This is a genomic window from Mesorhizobium sp. C399B (genome assembly GCF_030323185.1).
In the GTDB taxonomy this organism is placed as follows: domain Bacteria; phylum Pseudomonadota; class Alphaproteobacteria; order Rhizobiales; family Rhizobiaceae; genus Mesorhizobium.
In genome coordinates, this window is record NZ_CP100472.1 from 1,352,470 (window position 1) to 1,374,836 (window position 22,367).

A 22,367-nucleotide genomic window follows, 5' to 3' on the forward strand; every position below is an offset into this window, starting at 1 on the left:
GATCATGCCGGGTCAGCCATTCGCCTGGAAGGGTAGCAGTCAGCACGGGCGCACCGGGTGTGAAGGAACTTTCCTAACGCCGTGGCGGCAGGAATGTTCCTCGATGGTGCATGGAACCAACGGGAAAGCACCTAAGGTCCGTTTTTCAGCTCGTATGGCAGTCCGGGGTCTTGTTCAGGCGAACAGAAGAAGGTGTCAGGGGCTACGGTCCGCTCTTGGCATCATCGACCTCCAACGCGTCCATTACAGGTGCCCGATCGCTCTTTTCGGAGCTCGGGCTCTGCACCCCGGACCCGGCGTTCTTGATCGCTTGCACGATAGCATCTTCGATGTTTCCGAGTTCGTCCTCCCTTACTTCACGCCCATAACCAGCCACCTCGGCATCTTGCTCGAATTGCTGAGCGAGCACCGCGACGCTGACTTCCTCTCGACCAGGAAGTGTGCCGACATTCTCCTGTAGCCAGTTTTGAAAAAACTCTCTGGTCGCGCTCATCTCAGACCACCCTTTCGCCAAACTAAGCGCGACGGTGAGCCGAAGTTCCATGATGCGTTCACTTTCCCAGTGGCGCTGTACTCGCAGCGTTGGGAGCCACGAGGTTTTTGCAGGCTTGATGAGGCAGTGGCCTTTCTCTTCACGACTGGTTGGAGTTCACTCTTATTGCGCAGTGTGCATCCTGATTGCGTCCATTTCGACCCTGTGGAACAAGCTCGTTGAGTTGAAGTTAGGCCCGATGCCAAGCTTTTCGGGCGAACCAAGCTTTTCGGGCGCACAAGTTTTTGACGTTGCCATCGTCGGCGGCGGCCCCGCGGGGCTCGCTGCAGCCATGTATTTAGCCAGGTTTCTGCGTTCGGTGATCTTGCTCGACGCGGGGCATGCGCGTGCCAAGCTCATCCCAAAATCCCGTAACTGTCCCGGCTTCCCCGACGGCATCAGCGGGGAAGAACTGCTCGGCCGCCTACGAGCCCAGGCACAGCTATACGGCGCGAGCCTTGTCCATGGTTGCGTAGGCCACGCCGAAAAACGCGAGGGGTTTTTTGTTCTGACGACCACCTGCGGGATTGTCCAAGCAAGGCGCGTGATTCTGGCAACGGGCATTGTGGACAAGGCACCTCCCATCGAAAGACTGGAGGAGGCGATCGCAACCGGCATTGTCAGACTGTGCCCGGTTTGCGATGCATATGAGGCCCGGGGTAGCCGCATCGGCGTTGTTGGTCCGGAGCATCTCGCCGTCAGGGAGGCTCTGTTCCTGAAGGGATATGGCAGTCAGGTCGCCTTGCTCGCCAATAACCAGGATGATGTTTCCGAAGCTGCCCGCGGCGCCGCCTTGGCAGGCGGAGTTGAAATCTGGGACGCTGTCGATGACCTGATCCCTCGACGAACCGGGTTCGATGTCGTCATGGCCGAGGGCGCCCCGATGCGCAACATCGATGTGGTGTACCCTTCAATGGGCAGCGACGTACGCTCCGAACTCGCGGTTGCTCTGGGGGCTAACTGTGACGCAGAAGGCTATGTCCTGGTCAACCGACACCTTGAGACTTCAACGCCAGGACTCTATGCCATTGGCGACGTGGCCGAGGGGCTCAATCAAATTGCTGTTGCGTTCGGAGACGCCGCCAAGGCTGCAACTCACATTCATAACGACCTCCGCGATTGCGCCGAGCCGGCGACGAACTTCCGGCGAAGTTGACCTGCAGATGCGAACGCACCGTACCGGCTCACCTTTGGCTGCGTTGATGCCCGGAACCTGTTCCACCCGGCGTGAGACTACCGGCTTCGGCTTTGCTAGAGTTCTCCCAGGCGCAGCCGCTGGGTTGATGGACGGGCACGCGCTGGCGAACGGCTGGAGGAAGGAATGAAAATTCTCGTCACCGGCGCGTCAGGTCTGATTGGAGCCGCGCTTTGCGCGCGCCTGGCCGGCGAGAGTCATGAAGTGGTTCGCGTGCTTCACCACGCAGACACTGGCGTCCACCCGGAGATCCAAACCGTTTCCCTGGATATGGCGCGGGCCTTGCGACCTCAGGACTGGACCCCCTATCTCGCCGGTGTGGACGCCGTCGTAAACTGTGCCGGCGTCCTGCAGGATAGTGCCCGGGAAAACACCCGGCATGTCCATTCTACCGGCGCCTCGGCTCTCTTCACCGCGTGTGAGCACGCAGGTGTGAATAAGGTGATCCACTTTTCTGCCATCGGGGTCGATCGCCAGCAGCCGTCCGCCTTTTCCGCCAGCAAGGTCGCCGGCGATGAAGCACTGATGGCACGTAGCCTTGACTGGGTCATCCTGCGCCCCTCCGTAGTGCTGGGAAGGCCGGCCTTCGGCGCAAGTGCACTTTTTCGCGGCCTCGCGGCGTTGCCGCTCTTGCCGTTGATGCCCGACACGGGCCGTCTCCAAGTCGTCCAACTCGATGACGTCATCTCCACCGTCCTGTTCTTCCTCAAACCCGGTAGCCCATCGCACCTCACGCTGGACCTCGCTGGGCCAGAGGCACTTCCGATGAGCGAGGTCGTGGGTCGCTATCGCCGCTGGTTCGGATGGAGCAGTGCTCGGGAGTTCATCTTGCCCAATTGGGCCGCAGCTATCTTGTACAGGTTCGGGGATGCCGCGGCTCAGCTGGGCTGGCGCCCGCCGATGCGCAGCAATGCAGCAAAAGAGATTGCCCGTGGCGCTGTCGGCGATCCCCAGCCGTGGATGACGGCGACCGGCATTCAACCATCAAGTCTTACATCTGCACTGCGTTTAAATCCTGCGACGGTGCAGGAGCGATGGTTCGCCGGTCTTTACTTTGTCAAGCCGGCGCTCTTTGTCATCTTGCCGCTCTTCTGGATCATGACCGGCATCATTTCCCTCACCGCCGGCTGGCGCAGCGGAGTTGACTTGCTGATTGGCACTGCCGCCGGCCCCTTGGCCGAACCGGCGGTAGTCGCCGGCGCGCTGGCTGACATCGCAGTCGGGGCGCTTATCGCCTGGCGCCCAACCAGCCGGCTTGGTCTTTTCGGCGCAATCGCGGTATCGCTTTTCTATGCGATCGCTGGGAGCATTCTGCGGCCGGATCTTTGGCTTGAGCCACTCGGGCCGTTGATCAAAATCCTCCCGATCCTCGTTCTGCATTTTGCAGCGCTGGCCATTCTGGAGGAACGCTGATGATTTACTTCGTGCTTAAATACCTGCACGTGATCGGCGCTGCTGTGCTGCTCGGAACTGGTGCCGGCATTGCTTTTTTCATGCTTTTGGCACACCGGACCGGGAATGCCGCGACGATCGCAGCCGTCGCCCGCATTGTCGTGCTGGCTGATTTCCTGTTCACGGCTACGGCCGTTGTCGCACAACCTTTGACCGGACTGGGCCTCGCTAGGGTTGCGGGGTATTCGCTGTCCGAAGGATGGATCGTTCTCTCGATCCTGCTCTACATCTTAACGGGCCTGTTCTGGCTGCCTGTCGTGTGGATGCAGATCGAGATGCGAAATCTAGCCACACAGGCCGCACTCTCCAACCAACCTCCTCCCGAGCGCTACCATCAGCTGTTCAGACGCTGGTTTGTCTTCGGTTTCCCAGCTTTCGGCGCCGTGCTCGCCATTTTCTGGCTGATGATTGCGCGCCCGGCAATCGAGTGGTCATCGTTGTAGCTGCGATCGGCAAGCACTGCGCCGTGAATTCATCCGTCGCGCCTAGCTGGCTCGTGCCGGCGCGATGCACTGCGGTCGGGAACCACGGTCACTGCCGCGAGTTCTTTCGCATGGCCAATCATCCCGTCACCGGCGTGCTTACCTCAATCGGCACATTAACCTCCCGCCCCGCGGCATTCCTGATCCTGTTGGTCTACGCAATCCTTTGGATGATCTTCGAGCGTCAGACCCTGGACTGGCATGGAGCGGCTACCTTGTTTACGTGGGCCATGACGCTGTTCATCCAGCGTGCCGAGCACCGCGACACTCAGGCCATTCACGCCAAACTGGATGAGATCCTGCGATCAGACCACAATGCTTCGAACATCACACGGATCGACGATGAAGAGCCCGAGGAAATCGAGAAACACCGCCACCGCAAGCAGCAGGACGACTGATGAGCGGCGTTTTGGTTTCACGGCAGGACGAGTAGCGGGTTTCCAGCTTTTGACGCCTATCCAGCCCCGCCGCCTCCTGCGCTCAGGCCCAGGCCTTCGATCCTTGCTGCGCCTGTGGTTCAGCGACCGAAGGATCGGAGCCCTCTATTGTTCCACTGATCCAGAAAAATTTGCCCGAGAACCAGGTCAGGCAAATCGGCCGGCTCGAAGTGCGTCATTCGCCTTTCTGGTTGCGCTCGACGAACTTGTTGAAACGGCTGGTTTGTCCGTCACCAGTCTTGGACTGGTAAAGAAAGGCCAGATCGTTCTCGTCGAATATGCGGAAGAACTCGTCCCATTCGACCGGCTCGAATGCTTCCTCGGGTTTGCCGAAGTCGATCCGCAGGATGCCGCCCGCGCCTTTGGTGCGAACCACTGCCGGCCGTCCATCCCGCTCCTCGGCCCATTTGCGGATTTCGTCGTGATTGGTGGTCGTTTGCGACTGGGACATTGAAATCTCCTTTGATCATCGGCGTTGCCAACATCGGGCATCGTCGGGGCTGCCGGCGTCCTAACAGCACAAGGGCGGCAATGTTCCGGCACGGCGCGGCGAGCGCGATGTGGCTGCTTCCGAACGAAGCCGGCCAAAGGAACTTTGTTGAAGCCAAGGGAACAAACCTTTTGCCGAAAAGTTCGGGTCGCCAAGATTACCTGTCTGAGGAGTGGTCGTGGAACGGATATTGGTTACAGGGGGCTGCGGCTTCATTGGCCGGCATGTCGCCCAGGAACTCATCGAGCAGGATTATTCGGTTCGCATTTTGGATGTGCTGCTGGAGCAGGTGCACGCAGGCGAAACAGTCGCCCTTCCCGCCGGGGCCGAGCTGATCAAGGGCGACATTCGGGACCGGGAGGCGGTCGCCAAGGCGCTGGAAGGCGTTGACGCGGTCATTCATCTGGCCGCGGAAGTCGGCGTCGGACAGTCGATGTACGAGATCGCGCGCTATGTCGGCACAAACGATCTCGGCACCGCGACGCTGCTTGAGGCGCTGATCAAACACCCGGTCGAGCGCATTGTCGTCGCCTCATCGATGAGTGTCTATGGCGAGGGCCTCTATGCTACATCGGACGGCCGGCGCATCGACAATGCCCGGCGCAAGGCGAGCGACATCAAAAACGGGCAGTGGAATCCGCTGTCGCCGGAAGGCGAGCCCCTCTCCCCCCTGCCGACGGACGAGGAAAAGCCGGTCGACCTCGCCTCTATCTATGCGCTGACGAAATACGCCCAGGAACGCGCCGTGCTGATCTTCGGCGAAGCCTATGGCATCGATGCGGTCGCGCTGCGCCTGTTCAACGTCTTCGGCGCCGGCCAGGCGTTATCGAACCCCTATACCGGCGTGTTGGCCAATTTTGCTTCGCGTCTCGCCAACGGCCAACGTCCAATGATCTTCGAGGATGGCGAACAGAAACGCGATTTCGTCCATGTGGATGACGTCGCCCGCGCCTTTCGTCTTGCGCTGCAGCAACGCCAGGCAAGGGGTCACGTCATCAACATCGGCAGCGGCCGAGCCTATGCTATCAGCGACGTCGCGCGGGTACTTGCCGAGGCCATGGGAACGCCGGACCGCTCGCCAGAGTTGCTCGGCAAGGCGCGCTCCGGGGATATCCGCAACTGCTTCGCCGATATTTCCAAGGCCCGTGAGCTGCTCGGTTTCGAGCCGAGGCAACAACTGGAGAATTCGCTCGCCGATTTCGTTTCCTGGGTGCGCAACTCGTCCGCCATCGACCGCGGCACCGACATGAAACGCGAGCTTGAAGAACGTGGGCTGGTGTCATGAATACGCGCAATCGACGCGACGCGCCCGTCGCCATTGTCGGCGGCAGCGGCTTCATAGGATCGAACCTGGCCGACAGCCTGTTGTCGGATGGCGAGCCGGTGCTGGTGATCGACAATCTCAGCCGCCCCGGCGTCGAACAGAACCTTGAATGGCTGGCGCAGAAACACGGAAGCCGCCTCATGGTCGAAACGATTGACGTGCGCGACGCCAACGCGCTTGCGCCCGTTCTGAAGAGTTCCAAGGCGATCTTCCACCTGGCCGCGCAAACCGCCGTCACAACGAGCCTGGTCCAACCGGACGAGGATTTCGACATCAACCTTCGAGGAACGTTCAATGTCCTCGAAGCGGCGCGGCTGAGCAGTGAGTTTGTTCCGGTGGTCTTCGCCAGCACCAACAAGGTCTATGGCAGTCTGCCCGACGTCGCGGTGCGCGAGGACGGCGATCGTTACCTGCCTTGCGACGGCATCATCCAAGCGAATGGCATCGACGAGACCCACGGCCTGGATTTCTGCACGCCCTATGGTTGTTCCAAAGGCGCGGCGGACCAATATGTGCTCGACTATGCCAAATCCTACGGCATGCCGACGGCGGTGCTGCGGATGAGCTGCATTTACGGGCCGCGCCAGTTCGGAACCGAGGATCAAGGCTGGGTCGCGCACTTCCTGCTAAGTGCGCTGACGGGACGTCCAATCACCATTTACGGCGACGGCAGACAAGTGCGCGATATACTGCATGTCTCCGATGCGGTCGCCGCCTACAGGGCCACGCTCGATCGTATCGAGACGACCAAAGGCCAGGCATTCAATCTTGGCGGCGGCCCCGATAATGCGATCAGCCTGCGCATGCTGTTGAGCGAGATCCGTAGCTTGACCGGCCATGAGCTTTCGATCCGCCATGATGGCGAACGCACCGGCGATCAGCCCTTCTTCGTCGCCGACACCCGCAAGATCAAAGCGATGCTTGGCTGGAAAGCTCGTGTTTCATGGCGCGAAGGCATTCGCGATCTCGCAGACTGGCTGCAAAAACACCGGCTCCAGCCTCGCCCCGAAGTCGTGAGGTACGTCGCATGAAAATCGCCCTGGTAAACCCGTTCTGGACCTATGACGACAGCATTTATTTCGGCTGCCGCCAACCACATCTCCCGCTGGAACTCGGCTATTCGAAATCCCTGCTCGAAACAGCCGGCCATGAGGTGCTGATGCTGGATGGGCAATTGCAGGAGCTCGAAAACTCGGACCTCTCCGAGCGTGTGGCTGATTTCGCGCCGGCAATGACGGTCGTCAGTACCGCCCCGACTTATCTGTTCTGGCGCTGCGCACCACCCGAGTTGCGCGTGCCGGCCGATTTCCTCAACCGTCTCGCCGGGCGCGGTGGACGCACAGTCGCGGTCGGGCCGCATGGCTCGGCTACGCCCGCGCCAACCTTGCGCAAGCTTGGCGTCGACATTGTTGTGCGCGGCGAATGCGAGGAGATCGTCGCGGAACTTGCCCGGCGCGACGACTGGAGCGCGGTCCCCTCGACCGCTTACCTGCGCGACGCCAAGGTGGTTTTGAACGGCGGCGTCCACGCCAGCTCGTTTGTCGATCATCCGCCACTCCAATGGCCATCAGACTGGATTGCAGCCCATTCGCACCACCATCACAGGTTCGATGACAAGCAGGTTGGGTTCGGCGCGGAGGTCGAAGCATCGCGCGGCTGTCCCTACAATTGCAGCTTCTGCGCCAAGATCGATTTCCGCGATTCCTATCGCCGTCGAAACCACGAGGCGGTCATAGCGGAACTCGATGGGCTGATTGCCCAGGGCGTCGGCTACATTTATTTCATCGATGAAATCTTCCTGCCGCAAAAAGCGCTGTTGGAAGCGTTGATCGATCGCGACGTGAAGTTCGGTGTGCAGACCCGCATCGACCTTTGGAAACCCGAGCTGCTGGAACTGCTTGGTGCGGCCGGCTGCGTCTCCATCGAGGCCGGTCTCGAAAGCCTGACCGTGGAAGGTCGTGCGATGCTGGCAAAGCGCTGCCGGCTGGGTACCGAGGAACTCGCCGCGCTGCTCGTCAATGCCAGGCGTCACGTTCCGTTCGTACAGGCCAATCTGATCGGCGTCGTCGAGGATGACCCTGCCCTTGTCGACTACTGGCGAACGCACCTCATCGACAACGGCGTGTGGGCCAATGAACCCGTACCGCTTTATCCATATCCGAGTTCGCCAAGCTATCGCGAGCTTTGGGGCGAACCCGACGACCTCGCCTGGGAGCGCGCCCATGATCACTATCTCGCATCATTCCAGAAGTTCAGCGATATCCAGGAAAGGCGCCCGCGTCCGCTGGCGGAACTGGAGGCGACATGTTGCGGACACTGACGCCGCGCTCGCGGCGCATCCTGATGACGGTCGATGCCGTGGGCGGCGTGTGGCGCTATGCGCTCGACCTGGCCAGGGAACTTGTCAACGGCGGCGATAGCGTAGTGCTTGCCGGTCTCGGTCCGCCACCGTCCAGGCAGCAGGCCGACGAGGCGGAGGCTTTCGCGAAGCTGATCTGGCTGAACACGCCGCCGGATTGGATGACCCGCAACGGCGGTGATCTCGACGCGCTGCCGCGGGAGTTGCATGCGCCCATGCGCGACCACGCCATCGACCTTGTCCATTTCAACGCGCCTTCGCAGGCGGCGGGATTCGACGCGCCATGCCCGGTCGTGGTGGTCTCCCATTCCTGCGTGACGACTTGGTTCCATGCGGTCAGAGGACAGGCGGCGGATGGGGCATGGGCCTGGCAGAAGGAGCGCAACAGACGCGGCATGGATCGGGCCGACGCGGTCATCGCGCCGAGCCGCAGCCATGCCGACATGCTAGAGACCTGCTACGGCCCGATCGCGCGCTTGAGTGTGGTCACAAATGGTGCCCGTCCTCTGCCGAAGGCCGAAAAGCATCAACCGCTCGTCTTCGCCGCTGCCCGCTGGTGGGACGAGGGCAAAAATGCGGCGGTGGTCGACCAGGCGGCGTCCCTGACGCGATGGCCTCTGTTTGCCGCCGGTTCGACGAACGGCCCAAACGGCGAGCATGTCAGCTTCAGCCATGCTGTTCCTCTGGGAGCAGTGCCGTCCGATGAGGTGCGTTCGTTGATGGCTCGCGCGGGTATTTTCGTATCGCCATCGCTCTACGAGCCATTCGGCCTGGCCGCGCTGGAAGCCGCCATGTCGGCTACGCCCCTGGTGCTTTCCGATATCGCCACCTATCGCGAACTATGGGACGGGGCCGCGATATTCTTTGACGCGCGCGATCCGCACGATCTCGCTGCCTGCCTCAACCGTCTCTCCAGCGATGCCGAGCTCCGGCGAGAGCTTGGCCAGGCAGCCATCCGACGCAGCCGCAGGTTTAGGCTGACAAAGCAGACAGCGGCTATGCGCGGCGTCTACGACAAAGCGGCCTTAGCGATGGCGGAGCGCTGATCATGCGCTTTGTGTTTTACACCCACTCGGTCGTTTCCGACTGGAACCATGGCAATGCCCATTTCCTGCGCGGCGTCATGCGAGAGCTGGTCCAGCGCCGGCATCAGGCGATCGCGCTGGAGCCGGCGAATGGCTGGAGCCGGTCGAATCTGCTGGCTGAGAAGGGGTCGTTCGCCATCGAACGCTTCCGCAAGGATTTTCCCGAACTGATGCCGGTGACCTACGATGCCGGATTTGATCACGAAGCCTGGATTGCCGAGGCCGACGTTGTGATCGTTCATGAGTGGACGGATCCGGAGCTTGTCGCACGTATTGGCCGTGCCCGGGCCGCCGGCGGCAACTTCATCCTTCTTTTTCACGACACCCACCACCGGGCCGTGTCTGCGACCGAGGCACTCTCGGCGCTCCGGCTGGAGCACTATGACGGCGTTCTCGCCTTTGGCGAAACCTTGCGCGAGAGCTATCTGCGCGCCGGCTGGGGCAAGCGCGTCTTCACTTGGCATGAAGCGGCGGACGATCGCCTGTTCAAGCCGCACCCGGAGATCCACCCCACATCCGATCTGGTCTGGATCGGCAACTGGGGCGATGATGAGCGGACCGCCGAACTCAAGGAGTTTCTGATCGAGCCGGTGCACGATCTCGGCCTTGATGCCGCTGTTCACGGCGTACGCTACCCCAAGACCGCACTTGCGGATCTGGCCACCGCAGGACTGCGCTATGAGGGGTGGATCGCCAATGCCGACGTGCCGAAGGCCTTCGCCGCGCATCGTGTCACCGTTCACATCCCACGGCGCCCCTATCGCGAGAGGTTGCCCGGAATCCCGACGATCCGCATGTTCGAGGCACTCGCCTGCGGCATTCCGCTGATTTCAGCGCCCTGGTCCGATGTCGAGCAGCTTTTCAGGCCCGGTGTCGACTTCCTGTTTGCCGAGAATGGCTCGCAAATGCGGCAACAGCTTCGGACGGTGTTGTCCGACGAGGACTTTGCGGCCTCCCTGGTGACCTCGGGTCTCGAGACCATCCGCTCGCGGCACACCTGCCGCCACCGCGTCGACGAGTTGCTCGGCGTGCTCACGCAATGCGCGAACCGACACACCGCCGTCCCGACAGCCGCAAAGGAAGCCGTCGCATGAAGATCGCATTCTATGGATCGAGCCTTTTGTCGTCCTACTGGAACGGTGCCGCGACGTACTATCGCGGTTTGCTCAAGGCACTTTCGCAATTGGGTTACGAGATCACGTTCTACGAACCCGATGTCTACGACCGGCAGAAGAACCGCGACATCGAAGCTCCCGACTGGTGCACTGTCGTCGTTTATGAGGCGACCCAGCATGCGCTGATGCAGGTCGCGGCACGTGCCGCCGGCGCCGACATCGTCGTCAAGGCGAGTGGCGTCGGTTTCGAAGACGAGGCGCTGCTTCGCGCCGTTCTCGACCACGCCCGCAGCGACGCGCTTGTCGTATTCTGGGACGTGGATGCGCCAGCCACGCTTGCCCAGTTGCGCGACGAGCCGGACCACCCGCTCCATCGTGCACTGCAGGAGATCGACCTCGTGCTGACCTATGGTGGCGGCGATCCCGTTGTCTGGGCCTATCGTGCCATGGGCGCCAAGGAGTGCGTGCCCATCTACAATGCGCTCGATCCCGAAACGCACCATCCGGTCGCCAGCAAAGCGCGTTTTGCCTGCGACCTGGCGTTCCTCGGAAACCGGCTGCCGGACCGTGAAGCGCGTGTCGAATCGTTTTTCCTCGATCCCGCCAGCCAGCTGCCGAAACAGCGTTTCCTGCTCGGAGGCTCGGGTTGGGGCGACAAGCCGCTCCCCACCAATGTAGGCTGGCTCGGCCATGTCGGCACCCGCGATCACAACGCCTTCAATGTCACCCCAAAAGCCGTGTTGAACATCAGCCGCGATAGCATGGCCGCCAACGGTTTTTCACCGGCCACGCGAGTGTTCGAGGCGGCTGGCGCCGGCGCCTGTCTCATCACGGATGCATGGCTGGGCGTGGAACTGTTCCTGAAACCAGGCGAGGAGATCCTGGTCGCGCGTGACGGCGGCGATGTCGCCGAAATAATGCGCTCGCTGACCCCCGGTCGGGCCAAGGCAATCGGCCAAGCCGCACTTCACCGCGTGCTGGCGGACCATACCTACGCGCTTCGGGCGGATGTGGCGGATGCCGTCTTCAAACGTCATTTCGAGCACGGGGCCGTGGAGGCAGCGGAATGACCAAGAAACTGGACATCGTCTTTCTCGGCCTGTCGCTGTCCTCATCGTGGGGAAACGGTCACGCCACGACTTTCCGGGGTCTTTTGAAAGGCTTGCACGGACTCGGTCACCGGGTGACTTTTCTGGAGCGCAACGTGCCGTGGTACGCCAATCACCGCGATCTGCGCGATCCGGAGTTCTGCGCCTTGCGCTACTACGAAACCACTGCGGAGCTGCAACGCGACTACGCACAGTGCCTGGAGCAGGCCGACATCATCGTCATCGGATCCTTTGTTCCAGAAGGACGCCAGGTCATCGACATCGTCGCCTCGCTTTGCAAGGGGCAGCTCTGCTTTTACGACATCGACACCCCGGTGACCCTGGCCAAGCTTTCAGCCGACGATTGCGATTATCTGAGTTCGCGGCAAATTCCGTATTTCGATGTCTATTTCTCCTTCACTGGCGGCCCAACGCTCAACCATCTGGCGCAAGACTTCGGCGCGCGCCATGCCGAACCTCTCTATTGTTCGGTCGATCCGGAACGGCATCACCCGACAGGAGATCCGATCCGCTGGGATCTCGGCTATCTCGGCACCTACAGCATGGACCGGCAGACAATGCTGAACGCTCTGCTGCTCGAGCCCGCACGGCATATGCCGAACCTCCGTTTCGTCGTGGCCGGCTCCCAATATCCATCCGACATCATCTGGCCGGACAATGTCGAACGCATCGAACATTTGCCGCCAGCCGATCACGCCGCGTTCTATAGCCGTCAGCGCTACACGCTGAATGTCACACGCAGTTCCATGATCACCGCAGGATGGTCGCCCAGCGTGCGCCTGTTCGAAGCGGCGGCTTGCGGCACGCCCATCGTCAGCGACCGCTGGCCAGGGCTCGACAGCTTCTTTCCCGCGTCGGCGATCCACACCGCCGCGGAGACGGACGATGTCATCGATATCCTCGTTGGCGAGTCCGAGCGCGCACGCCTGGCCATGGCCGGCCGGGCTCGCAAACTCGTCCTCGCTTCCCACACCGGCGCGGCCAGGGCTCGCGAATTCGTGGCGGCGCTGACCCAACCAAGGGCGACGGCCCTCGATCTCGACATTGGAAGTGCAGCATGAACGGCAGACAGGAGAAAACAGCGATGCGACAGACAAGAAAGGCGCACAGGGCAAAGACGGTGCTTGTTGCCGGCGGCGCGGGTTTCCTCGGTTCGCATCTTTGCGAAGTATTGCTCCGCAACGGCTGGCGCGTGATCTGCGTCGACAATTTTCTGACCGGGCGCATGGAAAACATCATCTCGATCATGGACCGGCCGGGTTTCCGGTTGATCGAGCAGGACATCTGCCGGCCACTGGATCTCGGCGAGCCCGTGGATCACATCTTCAACCTGGCCTGCGCCGCCTCACCGCCGCGTTATCAGGCGGACCCGATACACACCACGCGTACCTGCGTGATCGGAACCCTCAACCTGCTCGAACTCGCTGTCCGCAATGACGCGCGACTGCTGCAGGCCTCGACGAGCGAAGTGTATGGCGATCCGGAACAACACCCGCAAAGGGAGGATTACGTAGGTCATGTGAACTGCACCGGCCCACGCGCCTGCTACGACGAGGGAAAGCGCACCGCCGAAACGCTTTGCTTCGACTATCTAAGGGCCGGCAAGGCCGACGTCCGCGTCGCGCGCATCTTCAACACCTACGGTCCGAGAATGGATCCGGCCGACGGTCGCATCGTCTCGAATTTGATCATGCAGGCGCTCGAGAAGCGTCCGCTGACGATATTCGGCGACGGCCAGCAGACGCGATCCTTCTGCTATGTCTCCGACTTGATTGATGGATTGATGCGCCTGATGAACATCGACCCCAATCCGGGCAAGCCGGTCAATCTGGGCAATCCCGGAGAATTCACCATCGTGCGACTGGCGGCATTGGTGAAGGCGATGACCGGCACCAAGTCGGATCTGAAATTTCTGCCCCTGCCGCAAGACGATCCTCGGCGCAGGCAGCCTGATATTTCGCGTGCGAAAACGCTGCTCGGCTGGTCGCCGAGAGTGCCGCTCAACGAAGGGCTCAAGCTGACGATCGATTATTTCGCGGCGCTCGAAGGCACCGGCATCGGCGATCAGATGACAGGCCTTGCCAAAAGGAGACCCGCAGGCGGGCTGCAGAACCTTCCTGCATGACGCGGGCCGCGGCCGGACCTGCCCGGAGATCGTGCGGAACATCCATCCAACCTTGTAGTTTGGCGGGAGGGACCCGATACGGAGGATCATCCTCATGCAACCCAAGCGACCCGCGAAGGATGTCGACAAGATTGCCGAACGCGAGGCGGCTGCCTATCTCCGGCGCTCCTCGATCACCTATCTCGAGTGCTGCGTCAGCCTGATGATGACGCATCTGCAGCGCGAGGAAGTGGCCGCTATTCTCGAGCAGGAAGCAGACATGCTACGAAGGCTGGATTGATCGAAACGCTACACCTGAGATTCGTCCAGGAACCGTATCAGCCCCGCCCTGTATCGGTCTCCGGTCGCGGCCAGCCTTGCTTTTTCCTGGCCATTTTCGGATTGCGCAGCCGTGCTCCAGAGCCCGATTTGGAACGCCAAATAGCAGGGTTCGAAAAAATCGATGTGGCCATTGTCAATATCGAGCCCCATCCCCTCGACCAATGTCGTCACATCGCTGTCGGATAGTCCATATTCGACACGGGCGCCGGCAATGTCCCACTCTATCGGCTGGCAGCCAATCAAATCGTGTGCCCGGCAATGGTCGACGGCATCTGTCTTGAGCACCGTGCCGTCGGCACAAACGAGAAACTCCCACGCGTGAAGCTTTCCGTCGATTTCCACCCGCTGCAGAACATGCGCAGGGGTTTTTTTCGAGAGCCAACGGCGCAACGTCGCCGCTCGGTTCTCGCCCAGGGCTTCAGATGTATTGGAAACAGCCATTTCCGCGAGTGCGAGCAATGATGCACCCGGTTCGCAGGTTCGGAGATTGAGCGCCCGCCAGGTTAGATAGCGCGCCAACTCCGCGACCAGCCTTCCTCTTGGCAGCGGCGCCTGGTCCATCGTGGTGCCGTCAATCCACCGTTCGACCAGAAAGCCGTGGCAAAGCCCGACCACTTGCGATCCGAACCCGGCTTTCCCCAACATTTCCGCGGCTCGTCTCTTACGCCGTCCGGTTTCGCCGAGGCCGGCGAATTTGACGAGCCAGCGACCACACCCCGCGGACGCCAGGAATTTACGCCGCTCGATGCCGCGCGGGCTCGGCGGCCAATGCTTTTCGTCGACGTAGTGGACGCTCCTCCATTCGCCACCAGACAGTTCGGTCAGGCGTAATTCGGGGCTGCCGACCGCCTCGGCCACCCATTCGCTAAGCGTGGGAATGTTCGAGCTTTCGGGGAAGGTGCATTCGAGCGCCGTCGCCACATGTTTCGGACAGCGCGACCATGTCTCCCTGGCCTCCCGTGACGCTTCGATGCCCGGGTTGCCAGGATGGCTGGGAAACAGGTGAATGCGGTCCATACCAATACCCAGTTCCCGCAGCCACGCGACGACGGCGTGCATCGAACTGCCGGACAGACCGGGACCTTCGTCTACAACGGCGAAGCGTGCCGATGGATTGTTCTTCCAGGAAGCGATCGAGCGCGGATCGGCATTGATGTGCCTGCGGAAAGGATGGCCGACCGGACGAACGCTGAACGGCGCCGGCGCGCCAATCGCGGCAGCCACTATGGCGGCAAGCCCCAGGCCGATGCTGCGGATGCCGATCACGCATGTGTTCGCATCGAGACCTGACTCCTGCGCCGCTCCCAAATAGCTTTCGGGATAAAGCGCGTAATGCGCGTAACCCTCGGCAGAACCGGTCAGAACCTCAGCCTCGCAATCCAACCCGTCCAGCAGTTGGAGAAGTCCTGGGTCGATGCCACCGCCCACGGCGAAACCGCTTCGCCACGACTTCGCCACCTCGGCCGCAAGACCAACCAGCAATCTCGCGCCTTGCTGTTGCCGCGGCGAAAAGATGTCGATGCCGCTGGTCTCGAAATCGACATCGGCAAGCGCCCGAACCAGTTCCGATACGCTGATGAATAGTCCGACCAACGCGGCATGGCGTCGGAGGCCACGAGCCATGCGGTCCAGACTTTGAGCAATCTCGCTGGCAGCTTCGCGAAGCCGTTCTGCGCTCTGCCTCCGCTTCTGGTCGCCGTAAACGATCATCGATCGGTTTTCCAATGCTTTGCCTTGCGGCAACGCAGCGAGCGCTGCTTCGATCCATGCTGTCTTGCGCAATTTTTCGGCAGGCCAAGGAACATTCCGGCACGCTGGTGGTTCGGCGGCAGGAACTTACCTTTGAACAGCATAGGGCGGCAGTTTCGTGGGATCGAAAAAGGTTCGTGTCGGTATCGTCGGGGTCGGCAATTGCGCATCCTCCCTGGTGCAGGGCCTCTCCTATTATCGTCACGCAAAAAGCAACGAACCAATCCCAGGGCTGATGCATGCCGACCTCGGCGGCTACCATGTCGACGACGTCGAGATTGTCTGCGCGTTCGACGTCGCCAGGAGCAAGGTTGGCCTCGACGTCGCTGAAGCAATCTACGCCGCCCCCAACAACACGTTCCGCTTTGCCGATGCGGCGGCAAACGGCGTTCGCGTCGAGCGCGGACCGACACTTGACGGCATCGGAAAATACTTGCGCGACGAAATCGAGGAGGCGCCGGAGCCGGTTGCCGACGTCAGCGAAATCCTGCGCAACAGCGGCGCCGACGTGCTGGTCTCTTACCTGCCGGTGGGCTCCGAGGAGGCGACGCGCTTCTACGCCGAATGCGCGCTCGAGGCCGGCTGCGCCTTCGTCAACTGCATACCCGTTTTCATCGCCTCACGTCCGGAATGGCGCCGGCGCTTCGAGCAGCGAGGGCTGCCGCTGGTCGGCGATGATATCAAGAGCCAGGTCGGGGCGACCATCGTTCACCGCCTGCTGGCCAATCTCTTCCGCGAGCGCGGCGTGCGCATCGATCGCACTTATCAGCTGAATTTCGGCGGCAACACCGACTTCCTCAACATGCTGGAACGCGAGCGGCTGGAATCAAAGAAGATTTCCAAGACCCAGTCCGTGGCCAGCCAGTTCGATGTTCCCCTGGAGCCGGGCAATATTCATGTCGGACCCAGCGACCACGTACCGTGGCTGACCGATCGCAAATGGGCCTATATCCGGGTGGAAGGGACGACCTTCGGCGGCGTGCCGCTCAACGCCGAACTCAAGCTGGAAGTCTGGGATTCTCCAAATTCAGCCGGCGTGGTGATCGATGCGATACGCTGCGCCAAGCTTGCGCTCGATCGTGGCATAGCGGGAGCACTGACCGGCCCCTGCAGCTATTTCATGAAGTCGCCTCCCGAACAGTTCACCGACGCCGAAGCGCGGCAGCGCACGCTCGCTTTCATCGCCGGCAAGGACGAGCCTTTGCTGGATGCCGCGGAATGACGACAACGTTCTTTTTGATCCGTCATGCAGCGCACGACAATGTCGGCTCCTATCTTGCAGGACGGATGGACGGCGTTTGCCTTGGCGAGGCTGGGAAGGCGCAGGCCGCGCATCTTGGTGGCCGCATGGCCCGGGAGCCGATTGAAGCCATCTTGTGCAGCCCGCGTGAGCGTACGCAAGAGACGGCCGTGCCGATCGCGCTTGCCTGCGGCGTCGGCGAAATCGCGATCTGCGCCGAACTCGACGAGATCGATTTCGGCGATTGGTCGGGAAAGACTTTCGACGAGTTGAATGGCGATGCCGGTTGGCGGGCGTGGAACGACCAGCGGCAGGAGGCCAGGACACCGAGCGGCGAGACCATGCTGGATGTCCAGGAGCGGATCGTCGCACTGATGAACGCAGTGCGCGAGCGGCATCCGAATCAGTGTGTCGCCCTGGTCAGCCACGCCGACGTCATCAAGGCCGCCGTCTGCAAGGTGCTTGGCTTGCCGGTCGGCGACTGCTTCCGCTTCGACATCGATCCAGCCTCGATCACGACGATCGTGTCGGGTGACTGGGGCTCCAAGCTCCTGCGAATGAACGAAGCTGCCTGACGAGGACTTTCCGGATGCAGATGGTCATTTTCGGTCTCACCGTTACATCATCATGGGGCAACGGCCATGCCACGCTCTGGCGGGGACTGATCCGCGCCCTGGGTCGGCTGGGATGGTCCATCACCTTCTTCGAACGCGATACCCCCTACTATGCCGGGACGCGTGATCTCGATCGGCTCGATGGCGGCAACGTCGTCATTTATCCGGACTGGGAAGACATCCGTCGCGTTGCGGAGCGGGCAATGAAGCAAGCGGATGTCGTCGTCGTCACTTCCTACTGTGCCGACGCCGTGGAGGCCTCGCGGTTGGCGCAGCAGACAGGTCGCGGATTGCGTGTCTTCTACGATCTCGACACTCCGGTCACGCTTGCCCGCATCGAGCAAGGCGAGCGTCCGCCCTATTTCGGACCTGAGGGTCTTGCCGATTTCGACCTCGTTTTGAGTTACACCGGCGGCTCGGCGATCGAGGCGCTTAAGTCGGTTTTAGGCGCGCGTCACGTGGTACCTCTCTATGGGCATGTCGATCCCGACCAACACCGGCCGGCAGAGAAGCGGGCCGAATTCGCCGGTGATCTGTCCTATCTCGGAACTTACGCGGCGGATCGCCAGGCCGGCGTCGAAAAGCTGCTGGTCCGCCCGGCCGCGCGCCTGCCTGACCACCGCTTCATCATTGGCGGCGCGCAATATCCGCAGGAATTCCCATGGAGCGACAACATCTTCTTTGTCAGGCATCTTCCGCCAGCCGACCATCCGGCTTTCTTCTCATCATCTCGCCTGACACTGAACGTCACCCGGGAGGCGATGGCGCAAAAGGGCTGGTGCCCGTCGGGACGGCTCTTCGAAGCGGCCGCGTGTGGGGCTGCCATCGTCACCGATGCATGGCCGGGCCTAGCCGAATTTTTCGAACCCGGCCGCGAAATATTGTTGGCGCATGACACCGATGATGTGGTCGCCGCATTGCAATTGCCGGAGTGCGAGCTCGACGGCATTCGAAGGCGTGCCCGCGACCGGGTCTTGGGCGAACACACTTCCGCACGGCGCGCGGCGGAACTGGATCGCATCCTGAACGATGCCTTTCAAAGATCTCCCGGCGAACCGATGAGGGAAGCGGTCTGATGTTGGGCATCGTACCCGCTGCCGGGCGCGGCAGCCGCATTCAGCCGCTCGGCTTCTCGAAAGAGCTGCTGCCGGTCGGTAGCCGGATCGATGGACAGACCGAGCGTCCCTGCGCCGTGAGCGAGTATCTGGTACGGCGCATGGTGCAGGCCGGCGTCGACAAGATTTGCTTCATCATCGGATCGGGCAAATCCGACATCCTTGAATACTACGCCGCCGGCTACGGTGACGCGGCGGCTCTCTTCGTGGTGCAGCCGAACCCCGTCGGTCTGTGCGATGCGATCTTCCGGGCGGCGCCCCTCGTCGCGCCCGACGAGGTCGTCCTGGTCGGCCTTCCCGATACGATCTGGTTTCCCGAGGACGGTTTCCGCCATTTGCCCGACGATCAGCTCTCATTTCTGCTTTTCCCGGTGGATCAGCCGGAATTCTTCGACGCCGTCGTCATCGACGTCCACGAGCGCGTGATCGAAATCCAGGTCAAGCGGCAGGATGCCGCCACGAACTGGGTTTGGGGTGCGTTCAAGATGCCGGGCCATATCCTGCATCAGCTTGCGGGACTCTGGCGTGAGCGGGAGCGCAGTGACGAATATATCGGCACTTTGGTCAACGCCTATATTGCGGCCGGCGGTACAGCTTTTGGTGTCAGGGCTGGGTCGGACTATGTCGATGTCGGCACTTTCAACGGCTATCGAACAGCTCTGCGGTTGCTTGAAGACGACGCCTCATCCGCGCAGCGCCGGCCCACCATGATCATGCCCGGCGCGCAGTCGCATGTACCCGTCGTTCCTGGCGAAGGAGCCTGAGCCATGCTGCATTCCCATGCCGAAATCCGCCGCCGCATCGATGCGCTCGGCCCATGGTTCCACAACATGGAACTTGCCGGCGTCCAAACCGCTCCCAACCATTTTCTGGGCAACTACCCGCTGATCAAATGGCGCAAATTTGCCAATGCCATTCCCGCTGATCTGACGGGCAAGGCGGTACTCGATATCGGCTGCAATGCAGGATTTTACTCCATCGAGATGAAACGGCGAGGTGCTGACCGTGTCCTCGGCATCGATTTCGATGACGCCTATCTGGCCCAAGCTCGCTTTGCCGCCGAGGTTGCCGATTGCGAGATCGAATTCCAGAAGCTTTCGGTCTACGACGTCGGCTCGCTGCGCGAGACGTTCGATGTCGTGCTGTTCATGGGGGTGCTTTACCATTTGCGCCACCCCTTGCTCGCGCTCGACCTGATCCGCGAACATGTCGCCCGTGACCTGATGATCTTCCAGTCCATGCAGCGCGGCAGCGCGGATCTGCCCGAGTTGGAAGAAAACTATCATTTCTGGACGCATGACCTGTTCGACCAGCCGCAGTTTCCCAAGCTGCATTTCATCGAGCACCGCTATGCCGACGATCCCACCAACTGGTGGATTCCAAACCGCGCCTGCACCGAAGCGATGCTGCGCAGCGCCGGTTTCGAGATCGTTCTGCACCCCGAGCAGGAGGTCTATTTCTGCCGCGCAGCCGGGGACCCGGCCGGCGGCGGCGCCATCTACCCCTCGAAAGGACAGCTCCATGATTGAAGCCGCCATGATCTGGAACGAGCCCAACAACAAATCGCATTGGGACCCAGAGCTCGATCCCGATTGGAGCCGCTTTGCCAGGATGGCGATCTTGTCGGCTGACGCAATCGCGTCGGAGAACCCGTCTTTGACGAAAGTACTCGGTGGCATCTCGCCGATAGATCCGGGCTTTATCACCCGCATGAAGGAATTCGGCGTGCTGGACCATGTCGATGCCGTCGCCGTGCACGGCTTTCCGCTCGACTGGAACCTGTGGCAGATCCACGAATGGCCACAGAAGATCGGCGAGATCGCGACCGTCACCAACCTTCCCATCTGGGTCAGCGAAGTCGGCGTATCGACCTTCGGCGCGGAAGAAATCCAGGTCTGGGGGCTCAAGCGCACCGCCGAGTTGCTGATCGGCAACGCACCACGCATCCAGTGGTACAGCCTCTACGATCTTCCGCGCGAATGGGAAGCAACGACGCGGCATCGCGAGGCGGAGGGCTCTTCTTACTATCGACATTTCCACATGGGGCTGCTGCGCCAGGACGGTACGCCAAAACCTGCGCTGGAGGAGTTCCTGCGCTACACGCCCGCAATGGGGCTGGTGCAGTGGTTTCATTTCGAGGACCCCCGGCTGGACGATGCCGTCGCCTGGATGAAGCGGCTGGGCGTCACCAATATGCGAACGGGGCTTTCCTGGGCAGACAGCTTCCGGCCGAACGCGCTGGACTGGTTCGACCGGCAGATGGAGGCACTCGCCGATTTCGACGTGACGGTCACCTTTTGCTTTACACCGCAGCATCGGGGAATGATGCCCCACCACACCAGCCCGCCACTGGCGCCGGAGGAGTTCGCGGAATTCTGCGCAACCATGATCCGCCGCTATGCGCCCGGCATGACGTCCGCTTCGCTCCCGACGCGGCGGGCCTCGGCAGCGTGAAAGTGTCATGCTGCCATGCATCAGACGCCTGACACATTGGACGAATTAGCGGCATCACCGACAGGTGGTGCGGCATACGGGACCGAGGCGCAACCAGCCGCGGCGCTCACTGTCCTCAATGTCGCCTACCCTCTCGCGCCCGTCGGACCCGATGCTGTCGGCGGTGCCGAACAGGTTCTGTCGATGCTCGATCGGGCACTGGTTCGCGCCGGCCACCGCTCTATCGTCATTGGCTGCCACGGCTCCAGCGCGAGCGGTACCCTTGTGGAAATACCGGCTGAAGACGGCGTGCTCGACGAGGCGGCGAAGAGCCGCGCGCAGCAGGCTCATCGCAAAGCGATCGCCGCTGCCCGCGCCCGATGGCCGGTCGATGTGGTCCATCTGCACGGCATCGATTTCGATGCCTATCTGCCCGACGATGGCCCGACCCTGGTGAGCCTCCACCTGCCCTTGGACTGGTATCCGGCCGAGGCTCTGCGACCGACGCGCGACGACCTGTGGCTCCATGCGGTCTCGTCCACCCAGCAGCAAACGGCGCCACCAGGGGCCAGACTGGTGGCGCCGATTCCCAACGGCGTTGACATCGAATCATTGAACCTGGTGCAGCCGAAGCGAGACTTTGCCCTGGTTCTCAGCCGGGTCTGCCCGGAAAAGGGCATTCACCTGGCCCTGGACGCGGCCAAACAGGCGGGCGTGCCCCTGGTCATCGGCGGCAAGGTCTATCCCTACGAAACACATACGCGCTACTTTCGCGACGAGGTCCAATCCCGTCTTGATGCTCGCCGCCGCTTCCTGGGCCCGCTCGGTTTTAACGCCAAGAGGCGCTTTCTCAACGCAGCCCGCTGTCTGGTCATTCCAAGCCTCGCCGCCGAGACAAGCTCGCTTGTCGCCATGGAGGCCCTCGCCTGCGGTACCCCGGTGGTCGCATTCCCGAATGGTGCGCTTGCGGATGTCATCGAGCACGGCAGGACGGGCTTTCTCGTCAACACAGTCGACGAGATGGCCCAAGCCATTCTTGCGGCGCCCAGCCTGGACGCCGAGGCGTGCCGGGTTGAAGCGCGGCGGCGGTTTTCGCTGGAACGGATGATCTCGTCGTATATGGCTGCCTATCAGGCCCTGGCACAACTTGGCACCGATCGCAGGCGCTTCGCTGCGGCACCGTGAGAAAA

Annotated in this window: 23 protein-coding genes; 20 read left to right on the forward strand and 3 right to left on the reverse strand. The window is 61.7% G+C overall.

Annotation, left to right across the window (positions count from 1 at the left end; genetic code table 11):
- Positions 1-202: 202 nt before the first annotated feature.
- Complete coding sequence (locus NLY36_RS06495) at positions 203-544, reverse strand: hypothetical protein (RefSeq protein WP_245260256.1); 342 nt, start codon at positions 542-544, stop codon at positions 203-205.
- On the opposite strand from NLY36_RS06495, the gene NLY36_RS06500 reads away from it, so the two are divergent.
- From NLY36_RS06500 to NLY36_RS06515, 4 genes are all read left to right on the forward strand, one after another.
- Positions 543-1,688, forward strand: a complete 1,146-nt coding sequence (locus NLY36_RS06500) for an NAD(P)/FAD-dependent oxidoreductase (protein WP_245260257.1) — start codon at positions 543-545, stop codon at positions 1,686-1,688. The genes NLY36_RS06495 and NLY36_RS06500 overlap by 2 nt on opposite strands.
- 165 nt (positions 1,689-1,853) lie before the next feature.
- The gene (locus NLY36_RS06505; RefSeq protein ID WP_023736078.1) at positions 1,854-3,140 is read left to right on the forward strand and encodes an SDR family oxidoreductase; all 1,287 of its coding nucleotides are present in this window, start codon (positions 1,854-1,856) and stop codon (positions 3,138-3,140) included.
- On the forward strand, positions 3,140-3,622 hold the full coding sequence (locus NLY36_RS06510; protein WP_023736079.1) for a DUF2269 family protein: 483 nt from the start codon (positions 3,140-3,142) through the stop codon (positions 3,620-3,622). The genes NLY36_RS06505 and NLY36_RS06510 overlap by 1 nt, the downstream gene beginning before the upstream one ends.
- 110 nt (positions 3,623-3,732) lie before the next feature.
- A complete protein-coding gene (locus NLY36_RS06515; RefSeq protein ID WP_023687797.1) occupies positions 3,733-4,059 on the forward strand; it encodes a low affinity iron permease family protein in 327 nt (108 codons plus the stop codon).
- A 214-nt stretch (positions 4,060-4,273) separates the two neighbouring features.
- On the opposite strand, the gene NLY36_RS06520 is transcribed toward NLY36_RS06515, so the two are convergent.
- Positions 4,274-4,549, reverse strand: coding sequence for a hypothetical protein (locus NLY36_RS06520; protein WP_023667991.1), 276 nt, complete (start codon positions 4,547-4,549; stop codon positions 4,274-4,276).
- A 217-nt stretch (positions 4,550-4,766) separates the two neighbouring features.
- On the opposite strand from NLY36_RS06520, the gene NLY36_RS06525 reads away from it, so the two are divergent.
- The 9 genes from NLY36_RS06525 to NLY36_RS06565 all read left to right on the forward strand — a co-directional run bounded on the left by NLY36_RS06525 (position 4,767) and on the right by NLY36_RS06565 (position 13,985).
- Positions 4,767-5,873, forward strand: coding sequence for an NAD-dependent epimerase/dehydratase family protein (locus NLY36_RS06525; protein WP_023736080.1), 1,107 nt, complete (start codon positions 4,767-4,769; stop codon positions 5,871-5,873).
- Positions 5,870-6,943: a GDP-mannose 4,6-dehydratase gene (locus tag NLY36_RS06530; protein WP_023736081.1), complete on the forward strand. Its 1,074-nt coding sequence runs from the start codon at positions 5,870-5,872 to the stop codon at positions 6,941-6,943. The genes NLY36_RS06525 and NLY36_RS06530 overlap by 4 nt, the downstream gene beginning before the upstream one ends.
- Positions 6,940-8,232, forward strand: coding sequence for a TIGR04295 family B12-binding domain-containing radical SAM protein (locus NLY36_RS06535; protein ID WP_023736082.1), 1,293 nt, complete (start codon positions 6,940-6,942; stop codon positions 8,230-8,232). Before NLY36_RS06530 ends, NLY36_RS06535 begins: the two co-directional genes overlap by 4 nt.
- The gene (locus NLY36_RS06540; protein ID WP_023681099.1) at positions 8,217-9,317 is read left to right on the forward strand and encodes a glycosyltransferase family 4 protein; all 1,101 of its coding nucleotides are present in this window, start codon (positions 8,217-8,219) and stop codon (positions 9,315-9,317) included. Before NLY36_RS06535 ends, NLY36_RS06540 begins: the two co-directional genes overlap by 16 nt.
- Positions 9,318-9,319: 2 nt before the next feature.
- Positions 9,320-10,450 carry a CgeB family protein gene (locus tag NLY36_RS06545; RefSeq protein WP_023696369.1) on the forward strand — a complete coding sequence of 377 codons (1,131 nt, stop codon included), beginning with the start codon at positions 9,320-9,322 and terminating at the stop codon, positions 10,448-10,450.
- A complete protein-coding gene (locus NLY36_RS06550; protein WP_023667985.1) occupies positions 10,447-11,541 on the forward strand; it encodes a CgeB family protein in 1,095 nt (364 codons plus the stop codon). The genes NLY36_RS06545 and NLY36_RS06550 overlap by 4 nt, the downstream gene beginning before the upstream one ends.
- Entirely contained in the window at positions 11,538-12,641 is a 1,104-nt protein-coding gene (locus tag NLY36_RS06555; protein WP_023696370.1) for a CgeB family protein, read from the forward strand. Before NLY36_RS06550 ends, NLY36_RS06555 begins: the two co-directional genes overlap by 4 nt.
- Before the next feature lie 23 nt (positions 12,642-12,664).
- A complete protein-coding gene (locus NLY36_RS06560; protein WP_023681096.1) occupies positions 12,665-13,705 on the forward strand; it encodes a UDP-glucuronic acid decarboxylase family protein in 1,041 nt (346 codons plus the stop codon).
- Between the two features lie 94 nt (positions 13,706-13,799).
- Positions 13,800-13,985 (forward strand): hypothetical protein, encoded by a 186-nt coding sequence (locus NLY36_RS06565; protein WP_023667982.1) that lies wholly within the window; start codon positions 13,800-13,802, stop codon positions 13,983-13,985.
- Between the two features lie 8 nt (positions 13,986-13,993).
- Here the strand turns inward: NLY36_RS06565 and NLY36_RS06570 are convergent, their stop codons facing one another.
- On the reverse strand, positions 13,994-15,808 hold the full coding sequence (locus tag NLY36_RS06570; RefSeq protein ID WP_023696371.1) for a hypothetical protein: 1,815 nt from the start codon (positions 15,806-15,808) through the stop codon (positions 13,994-13,996).
- Between the two features lie 85 nt (positions 15,809-15,893).
- On the opposite strand from NLY36_RS06570, the gene NLY36_RS06575 reads away from it, so the two are divergent.
- From NLY36_RS06575 to NLY36_RS06605, 7 genes are read left to right on the forward strand one after another with little or no spacing between them, the layout of a single operon-like run.
- Positions 15,894-16,997: an inositol-3-phosphate synthase gene (locus tag NLY36_RS06575; protein ID WP_023736084.1), complete on the forward strand. Its 1,104-nt coding sequence runs from the start codon at positions 15,894-15,896 to the stop codon at positions 16,995-16,997.
- The gene (locus NLY36_RS06580; protein WP_023667978.1) at positions 16,994-17,590 is read left to right on the forward strand and encodes a histidine phosphatase family protein; all 597 of its coding nucleotides are present in this window, start codon (positions 16,994-16,996) and stop codon (positions 17,588-17,590) included. Before NLY36_RS06575 ends, NLY36_RS06580 begins: the two co-directional genes overlap by 4 nt.
- Positions 17,591-17,604: 14 nt before the next feature.
- Complete coding sequence (locus NLY36_RS06585) at positions 17,605-18,705, forward strand: CgeB family protein (RefSeq protein WP_023687793.1); 1,101 nt, start codon at positions 17,605-17,607, stop codon at positions 18,703-18,705.
- Positions 18,705-19,508 (forward strand): sugar phosphate nucleotidyltransferase, encoded by an 804-nt coding sequence (locus NLY36_RS06590; RefSeq protein ID WP_023736085.1) that lies wholly within the window; start codon positions 18,705-18,707, stop codon positions 19,506-19,508. The genes NLY36_RS06585 and NLY36_RS06590 overlap by 1 nt, the downstream gene beginning before the upstream one ends.
- Before the next feature lie 3 nt (positions 19,509-19,511).
- Entirely contained in the window at positions 19,512-20,273 is a 762-nt protein-coding gene (locus tag NLY36_RS06595; protein WP_023681093.1) for a TIGR04290 family methyltransferase, read from the forward strand.
- Positions 20,266-21,198 carry a glycoside hydrolase 5 family protein gene (locus NLY36_RS06600; protein ID WP_023699985.1) on the forward strand — a complete coding sequence of 311 codons (933 nt, stop codon included), beginning with the start codon at positions 20,266-20,268 and terminating at the stop codon, positions 21,196-21,198. Before NLY36_RS06595 ends, NLY36_RS06600 begins: the two co-directional genes overlap by 8 nt.
- A gap of 36 nt (positions 21,199-21,234) precedes the next feature.
- Entirely contained in the window at positions 21,235-22,362 is a 1,128-nt protein-coding gene (locus NLY36_RS06605) for a glycosyltransferase family 4 protein (protein WP_245260258.1), read from the forward strand.
- Positions 22,363-22,367 lie beyond the last annotated feature (5 nt).